The sequence below is a fragment of the Siminovitchia fordii DSM 16014 = CIP 108821 genome, assembly GCF_000374565.1.
Lineage (GTDB): Bacteria > Bacillota > Bacilli > Bacillales > Bacillaceae_C > Siminovitchia > Siminovitchia fordii.
Genome location: NZ_KB894697.1, coordinates 112,008 through 119,389, shown reverse-complemented (window position 1 = coordinate 119,389; position 7,382 = coordinate 112,008). Strand labels below are relative to the sequence as shown.

Annotated in this window: 7 protein-coding genes and 1 pseudogene; 1 reads left to right on the top strand and 7 read right to left on the bottom strand. The window is 42.6% G+C overall.

Going from position 1 to position 7,382, the window contains the following annotated elements:
* From C509_RS0116275 to C509_RS0116250, 6 genes and pseudogenes are all read right to left on the bottom strand, one after another.
* Positions 1–358 (bottom strand): annotated as a pseudogene (locus tag C509_RS0116275) (diaminopimelate decarboxylase); the annotation flags it as partial.
* A 21-nt stretch (positions 359–379) separates the two neighbouring features.
* Positions 380–658, bottom strand: a complete 279-nt coding sequence (locus C509_RS0116270) for a (2Fe-2S)-binding protein (RefSeq protein WP_018707996.1) — start codon at positions 656–658, stop codon at positions 380–382.
* Positions 655–1,866, bottom strand: a complete 1,212-nt coding sequence (locus tag C509_RS0116265; RefSeq protein WP_018707995.1) for an NAD(P)/FAD-dependent oxidoreductase — start codon at positions 1,864–1,866, stop codon at positions 655–657. The genes C509_RS0116270 and C509_RS0116265 overlap by 4 nt, the downstream gene beginning before the upstream one ends.
* Positions 1,856–2,179, bottom strand: a complete 324-nt coding sequence (locus C509_RS0116260; protein ID WP_018707994.1) for a (2Fe-2S)-binding protein — start codon at positions 2,177–2,179, stop codon at positions 1,856–1,858. Before C509_RS0116260 ends, C509_RS0116265 begins: the two co-directional genes overlap by 11 nt.
* On the bottom strand, positions 2,158–3,363 hold the full coding sequence (locus C509_RS24105) for an NAD(P)/FAD-dependent oxidoreductase (protein ID WP_018707993.1): 1,206 nt from the start codon (positions 3,361–3,363) through the stop codon (positions 2,158–2,160). Before C509_RS24105 ends, C509_RS0116260 begins: the two co-directional genes overlap by 22 nt.
* Positions 3,364–3,783: 420 nt before the next feature.
* Positions 3,784–4,494: a helix-turn-helix transcriptional regulator gene (locus tag C509_RS0116250; RefSeq protein WP_018707992.1), complete on the bottom strand. Its 711-nt coding sequence runs from the start codon at positions 4,492–4,494 to the stop codon at positions 3,784–3,786.
* 142 nt (positions 4,495–4,636) lie between these two features.
* On the opposite strand from C509_RS0116250, the gene C509_RS0116245 reads away from it, so the two are divergent.
* Positions 4,637–5,758: a class II histone deacetylase gene (locus tag C509_RS0116245; RefSeq protein ID WP_018707991.1), complete on the top strand. Its 1,122-nt coding sequence runs from the start codon at positions 4,637–4,639 to the stop codon at positions 5,756–5,758.
* A 194-nt stretch (positions 5,759–5,952) separates the two neighbouring features.
* Here C509_RS0116245 and C509_RS0116240 read toward each other — a convergent pair whose 3' ends face one another.
* The gene (locus tag C509_RS0116240) at positions 5,953–7,305 is read right to left on the bottom strand and encodes a TRAP transporter large permease subunit (RefSeq protein WP_018707990.1); all 1,353 of its coding nucleotides are present in this window, start codon (positions 7,303–7,305) and stop codon (positions 5,953–5,955) included.
* Positions 7,306–7,382 lie beyond the last annotated feature (77 nt).

Sequence of the window (7,382 nt, the reverse complement as noted above, 5' to 3'; positions counted from 1 at the left end):
CCATTTCCAGCTCTTCTTCGCTCTTATTATTTCCATGAAAATGAATTTTTTCAACCGGATATTTCGCAGCAATGGCCGTATACAACTCCCCGCCTGATACAACATCAAGGGAAAGTCCCTCCTCGTTGGCAAGCTGCAGCATCGCAATGGACGAGAAGGCTTTGCTCGCATAGGCGACCTGTGATTTGACCCCGTGCTTTTCAAACATCTTTTTAAAAGAGCGGGCCCGGTTTCTGATCAATTCCACATCATAAACGTATAAAGGGGTGCCATATTTTTCAACCAATTCAACTGTGTCGCATCCGCCAATTTCAAGATGGCCTTCATCATTGATCGATGCGGTTCCATGTAAGTGCATTTATTTCCCTCCAATAAAAAGTTATTTATTATGATCGCTCTCTCTATTTCCAATAATGTCACTTATTAGAACAGGACGGACAGGCGTTTGTGCCCTTTGGAGAGGCGGTTTTGTTCGTTGGTCCATTTTTGATTCCAAAATGTCACGGACGATTGGCTGGCAAACCCTGCCTTGACAATAACCCATACCGACCCTGACCCTTTTTTTGATACCGGGAATACTGTCTGCCCCATTGTCCCTTGCTTCCAGAATCTCAGATAAATAGACACCTTCACACCTGCAAATAATTAAATCGCTCATATGATGCCTTCTTTCTTCCATATCTCTTCCATCTTCAAACGCCCTTCCTCAATCTTGGGAAGGAAACGAAGCGGAGACATTTCCCGTGCTTTCTTCACTTCCATCATTGCTTCGTTTACAGTTATTGAGCTATTCTTTCCAAGGACTTTCAGAATAGATGCTGCTGCAAGCTTTCCTTGTGCCATTGCAACTTTGGCCCCTTCAATGCCGGTTATATTTCCCGCTACATATAGTCCTTCTTTAGATGTAGACATATCCGGTCCATGCAGTGGAACCATCCCTCCCAATTCCGGAATATCAATGAGCGGACATCCTGCAACCTGGACAAGATCAACCATTGGATATAGGCCGGCTGATAAACAGACTGCATCCACTTCAATCTGTTCCACTTTCCCGATTGGCAGTCCATCGACAGATACAGATTGAAGAGTAACAGCTTCAACTTGTTTTTCCCCTTCAATTTTCGTCACGGACTTACGCAAATCAATGGAAACACCATTCACTTTAAGGAAATTAAACCGTAACGCCTGGGCTGTAAGATTCGGGAACCTGCCTAAAGCAAGCCTCCCTGCCATGCGCAAGAAAGGACTGGGGGCCAAGTCAACCACATCCTTAAGTCGGCCAAGGACTTGTCTTGGGGAATGGCTTCGCCCGGTTACAGGTGACAGCGGCGGCAAGGCCATACCGGCTACATCGATACCAGCATTTTTCATTTCCATCATGACTGATAATGAAAGTGGGTCTATCCCTATAATCATTACCCTTTTTCCAACCGCTACATGATGCAAGTTAGTAAACGTCTGGGCAGCACCTATGCTCATTACTCCCGGCAAGGTCCAGCCGGGGATCGGCAATGCCTTTTCGATTGAACCGGTCGCCATTAACAACACTTTTGAGGTAATTGTGCTTACCTCTGCTCCAGTTATTTCAATTTGCCATTTTCCTCTGACAGACCACGCTGTCACACCAATTAAAATATGAACACCTAGACTCCGGGCCTTTTCCGTCAGTTGTTCAGCAACTTTCCTTCCATCCCAAATCCGCTCATCAGGTGGACCCTTGGGATCTTCATAGTGCTGTCCGAGCAATCTGCCGCCTGGACGGTAATACTCATCAATGATAGCAACGGATAATCCGTTTTGGGCCAATTCTATAGCAGCGGTAAGCCCCGAAGGCCCGGACCCGATGATGGCAATATCAACTTTCATCTTCTGATATCTCCCTTGATTGAGAACCACTTGGTGAAAACACCTTCGTTCCCTGTCTGTTTGGAGTTAAACAAGTGCGGACATTGGGGATACCGTCCACATCTGCCCGGCATTCATAGCAGTGGCCAATTCCACAAAATATTCCGCGGCCTTCACCGGTAATTTCACATGTTCGAATGGTTCTAATTCCATTGGCAAGTAATGAAGCTGCAATAGGTTCATTTTCATACCCGATTAATTTTTCATTATTAAAATAGAACTCTATTTTTTTTGGTCTTTCTTCCAACGTGTTTATTCGGAAGGAACTGGACAATTTATATTCACTCCCTCTGCACCAGAGATATGCTGGTTGAAACGGCTGAATGAGAACGGACTAATATCAATGCCGGGATCCACTCCACATGCAACCTTCGCCATTATTTTTCCTGAAATCGGAGCAAGTGCAACACCGTCACCTTCATGTCCGGCGGCTATATAAATCCCTTCCATGCCTTCGATTGGACCCAGAATAGGCATGCCATCCGGTGTATAAGGGCGAAGTCCGGAAAATGTCCTGATAACCCGTACATTTGTAAGCTGAGGTAAAGCGCGTACCGCTGCTTCACCTATTTTCCGTGTAATCTCTGGTGACGTTTCTGTATTATATCCGACAAACTGGCGGGAACCCCCAATTAACAAAGTCCCGCTATGCGTTTGCCCTATAGCCAAACCAACTCCTAAAGAATCGGCAGATTCATGATTATGGTTTCTTTTTAATTTGTTTGCGATATAAGAAGCACTAAGAATATTACAATCAAGAAATGGTTCAAGCCTTTCGGACACTAGTATCTGCCCCCGTCTTGGAATAATGGGAACGTCTACTCCTATTTGTTTCAGCAGCAAAGGTGTCCATACTCCCATTGCCACTACAACAGCATCAGCGTATAGCTTTTCTCCTGCAATATCGACACCCAATACACAATTATTTTCTGTAATGAACCCTGTCACTTGGGACTGCAGTTTAATTTTTGCACCGAATCTTTGGGCTGCTCTTGCCATGGCAAAAGAGACATTTAGTGGATTGACTTCTGCGTCATGCTCCCACCAAGTTGAACCAAGTAACTCCTTTGATAATCCAGGCTGACGTTCCCGGGCTTCTTCACCGGATATCAGCTTCACGTCTATTCCGGCTTTTTGCTGACGCTCTACCATATCCTCCATTGCCTTCATTTCTTCCATTGTTTCAATGATAATCATTCCGCCGCCTTTCCTATATTCAAGGTCGGCTTCCAATTCTTCTTCAAGATCCTGATAAAGGTTGGCACTTTGAATGGCGAGGTCTAAAGTTGGCCCCGGTTTTTTCGATTGGAGCATGATGGCCCGGTCACAAGCGCCTGATGTGCCGGCTGCAATGTCTTTTGATTCAACAAGGGTCACATCCGCCCCTGATTTTGCAAGGTAGTAAGCTGTGGAAGTCCCAATCAGACCACCGCCCGCAACAATTACCTTATAACTCACGGACTACCTCCTTCAAAATTTGATTTTGATTGTAATTAATGCAAAAGTCATACCAAGTGATTTCATCCGCCAAGTTGGGGTGTAAAAGTTTGCAGACTCCTTAAAAGAAAATACTTTCTTTCCATATTTGGAGAGCCGGAATCGTATAGTTGAAAACAATACTTATAAAAAATATAATTTTTACAGGCTCTTCTTATAAATATTATAAACAACATGATTTCAAAAAAATAAAAACCCTCTATTCTCCAACTAAACTAGAGAACAGAAGGGTCTCCTATAACTGTATAATGATATGAAATTAGCATACTTATCATTCGCCCCTCAGTAACCACTCCGTCACGATAAAAAATACCACCCTTATTCAGAATGGACTCCAACTTTTGAGTTCTTGATCTATTAATAGCAAGGAGCTGATCGTAATCACAGCATTTTTACTAGTTGAGTTCTATTTTTAACCTGGTATTTTTGATAGATATTTTGCAAATGTCTCTTAACAGTATTCGTCGATATGTATAATTCATCAGCCACTTCTTTATTCGTACACCCATCTTTAACAAGTTTGGCGACTTGTGCTTCCCTTTTTGATAACAAGGGATATACTTCTTCACCTTTTAGCTGGTGCATCAGGCAAGATGCCATGATATCTGACAGGTATTGAAATCTGATACGATCCTTTTCAGTAAATGGATGTCTTTCTTTTTTTTGGGCGATTCCAAGAACTCCTACAAAAGAATCTTCGTAAATCAGCGCGACCACCATTTCATCAAAATACCCGTATGCTTCCATAAAGCTGTAAAAAGGAGACTCCTTGAATTGTGCATCATTCACAATATCGGCTAAACGAATCGCTTTTTTCCTTCGAAACAAATCCACATTTTTTCGAGGATGTAAAAAATCATGATGATGGTATTCATCTAAATACTCGAAAAGAACTTGATCACTGAGCCGATAATTGATAGGGTCTCTTAAATTTCCATTATCATCTGCAAACCAAAATATAGTTTCATCATATCCAAAATAGTTAGCAAGATGTTCTTGAATATTTGCCCGAATATTCCCTATTGGACGGGCAATTTGAGCTGAAAAATGGAACATTTGCTCAAACTCCAATGACGATAGAACTGCATTCATTGCTATTCCTCCTCATGGATCACCAATTTTACCTCATTTTATATGAATGTTGTAAACATTTCAAAAAATGGTACTAATGGGTAATAGTTTTCATTCCATTACTGTACTTTAATAGTAATCAAAAGATTTGGAGGGGATACTATTGAAGAAAACAGGCTTTATTAGTGATGAAAGCTATTTTTGGCATGATACCGGAAATGGTGCGTTGTTTATGCCGCCAGGAGGTTACATCGAAACGGACATCCATTCTGAAAATCCAGCGACGAAAAGAAGGTTTAAAAATCTTCTTGAGCGCAGCGGTTTAATGCAAAAATTAACACAAATCTCTCCTCGTTCCGCTACCCTTGAAGAGGTCAAATTCTACCATAGTGAATCATACATTAATAAAGTAAAAGAATTAAGTGCGATCGGTTTCGGGGATGCAGGTGAGCTGGCATTAGTAGGGAAGGGTTCCTATGAAATCGCTCTACTTTCCGCGGGAGGAGCTATTACGGCGGTTGAATCAGTAGTCGAGGGAAAGGTTGATAATGCCTATGCGTTAACAAGACCTCCAGGTCATCATGCTGAAGCGGAATTAGGAATGGGCTTCTGTCTGTTCAACAATATCGCCATTGCAGCGAAATATGCCCGAAATGTGCTTGGACTGAAAAAAGTGATGATCCTGGACTGGGATGTGCATCATGGAAACGGGACAGAGTCCGCTTTTTATGATGATCCTAATGTTTTGTTTATCTCCCTCCATCAAGAGCGTTTGTATCCCGCTGGTCGCGGCAAAGCTGAGGATACTGGAAGAGGGGAAGGTGTCGGCATGAATGTGAACATCCCTCTTCCTGCCGGGACGGGCAATGCCGGATATATGTATGCTTTGGAAGAAATCGTAGGCCCGATAACCGAACAATTTAAGCCCGAATTAATATTAATTTCTGCTGGCCAGGACCCGGGAATGTTCGATCCGCTTGCGAGGATGATGATAAATATGGAAGGGTTTAGGAAAATGGCCCGCTTCATGATGAATATAGCTGAAAAATATTGTGATGGAAAACTCGTTGCCTGTCACGAGGGAGGGTATAGTGCTCCATATGTTCCATTCTGCTCCCTTGCTATTGTTGAAGAGATGTCCGGACACCGAACGGATGTCGAGGATCCATTTGTTGAAGGTTTTAAAGATCTGCCAGTCGAGGAGTTATATGACATTCAAAAAGAATTCGTTGACAAGGTCAAGGATATTCAATCAGAATATTGGAATCTCTCCATTAAGGCCTAAAATATAGTCAGTACTGAAAATAGTAGCACATACACATCCATGGTATGTGCTACTATTCGGATGATAGAGGCCTATTCTATTTGCATTCAGGAATGCTGAATAAAGAAACGTTATCCTCTATTCAGCAGTTCAAGCCTATCATATATTCCGATCTATGATTAGTCGTAGTATATTCACTTAAGCCTCACACACCATCAAATAAACCACGCAATTAACCCGACAATCAAAAAGTAAAAAGAGTTAGGCAGGGCAAGGCCCATTACTTTGATCGGGTCCACCTCTTTGTTTAAAATTCCGCCGATCAACCCGCAAACAACGAATGCGGTTAATCCGACCGGAGGCATGTTTTGTCCGGCGGCAGCAATATGAGAGGCACCTAGCGCTATTAATGTTGGATCAACGTCCATGTTTTTCAAAATCGGAGCCAGAAACGTAACGTTGACCGATTGGGCAGTCGTCTGGGATCCTGTCAACATTCCAACAACAACAATGGATAAGGCTCCTCCCACTTTAACCATAGATGCAGCCAGGCCTTCGGTCATCTGGGCAACCTTTTCAATTAGCCCAGAAGCGTAAAACACACCTACCATAATTCCGGCACAAAGTTGGATTTGTACAGTTTGGCTCACTTTTGACAATCCGCCTTTGAAGATTCCTTTTGACTCTTTCCAGACAGACGGGAACAAAAAACTTACGATAATGGCAATAATGATCGCTGACACAACTTGAAAGGTTACCCCTTGTAAAATCGGTATTTCTTTCAATGGTTCCAGGATAGCTGCAAAGAAAAACCATTTTTCAAAAATATTGTACTCAAACAGTGTATTTGCAATGACGATAGCAACCAGAACAGCGAGCGGCACTAACGTTGTCCATTTTTCTTTTAAAATGCCAAAAACAGATTGTTTCTCCTTTAAATGGTCCGGCATCTTTTTCCCACGGACAAACCTGAATGATTCTAAAATGGCCAACACTCCACCGATCCCTACGGTTATATAAGCAATGTTTATGACGGGGCTTGGGTCAATGCCGACTAAAGATGAAGAAAGAAAAACTCCTTGGGTGATAGGCGGCATGATGGATCCTATGGATGCACCAACCAAAATGATCATCCCGATCTGTTCCGGCTTCACTTTTAACTCATGTAAGGAATTAATAACCAAGAACCCGATAACTGTTGCAGCTGCAATAGCATCACCGAGGAGGGAGCCAGCAATAATTAACGTAATGAAGATAGCTGCAATCAATCCTTTTGGCGAGTTCCCAAATATAGCCCGGAGACTATTTAATGTCGTATCCATTGCACCGAGTTTTACTTGGGACTCGGCGTACAACGATCCAAATATAGACAGCATGATTACCCAAGACAGCCTGTCAACTCCGTCTACAAACGCCAGCAATGTTTCAGTCGGCCCTAGCCCTGATATAATTGCTGATGAAACTGCCGCTACAAGCAGGGCTATTTTTATATTTCCGCCGATTTTCGGTATTTGCTTTCCCAAAGCAATAATAAATAACAATAAGAGCGGTATTACGATCTCAAGCATATGACTATCCCCTTTTTAATAGGAACGATCCCAGTTCTTTTTGTAATACAATCGTTCTAAAAATTGCAAATTTACTC

Excerpts from the sequence above, each read along its gene's own strand:
- C509_RS0116265 (WP_018707995.1), bottom strand. The coding sequence starts at position 1,866 with ATGAAAGTTGATATTGCCATCATCGGGTCCGGGCCTTCGGGGCTTACC.
- C509_RS0116240 (WP_018707990.1), bottom strand. The coding sequence starts at position 7,305 with ATGCTTGAGATCGTAATACCGCTCTTATTGTTATTTATTATTGCTTTG.
- C509_RS0116250 (WP_018707992.1), bottom strand. The coding sequence starts at position 4,494 with ATGAATGCAGTTCTATCGTCATTGGAGTTTGAGCAAATGTTCCATTTT.
- C509_RS0116270 (WP_018707996.1), bottom strand. The coding sequence starts at position 658 with ATGAGCGATTTAATTATTTGCAGGTGTGAAGGTGTCTATTTATCTGAG.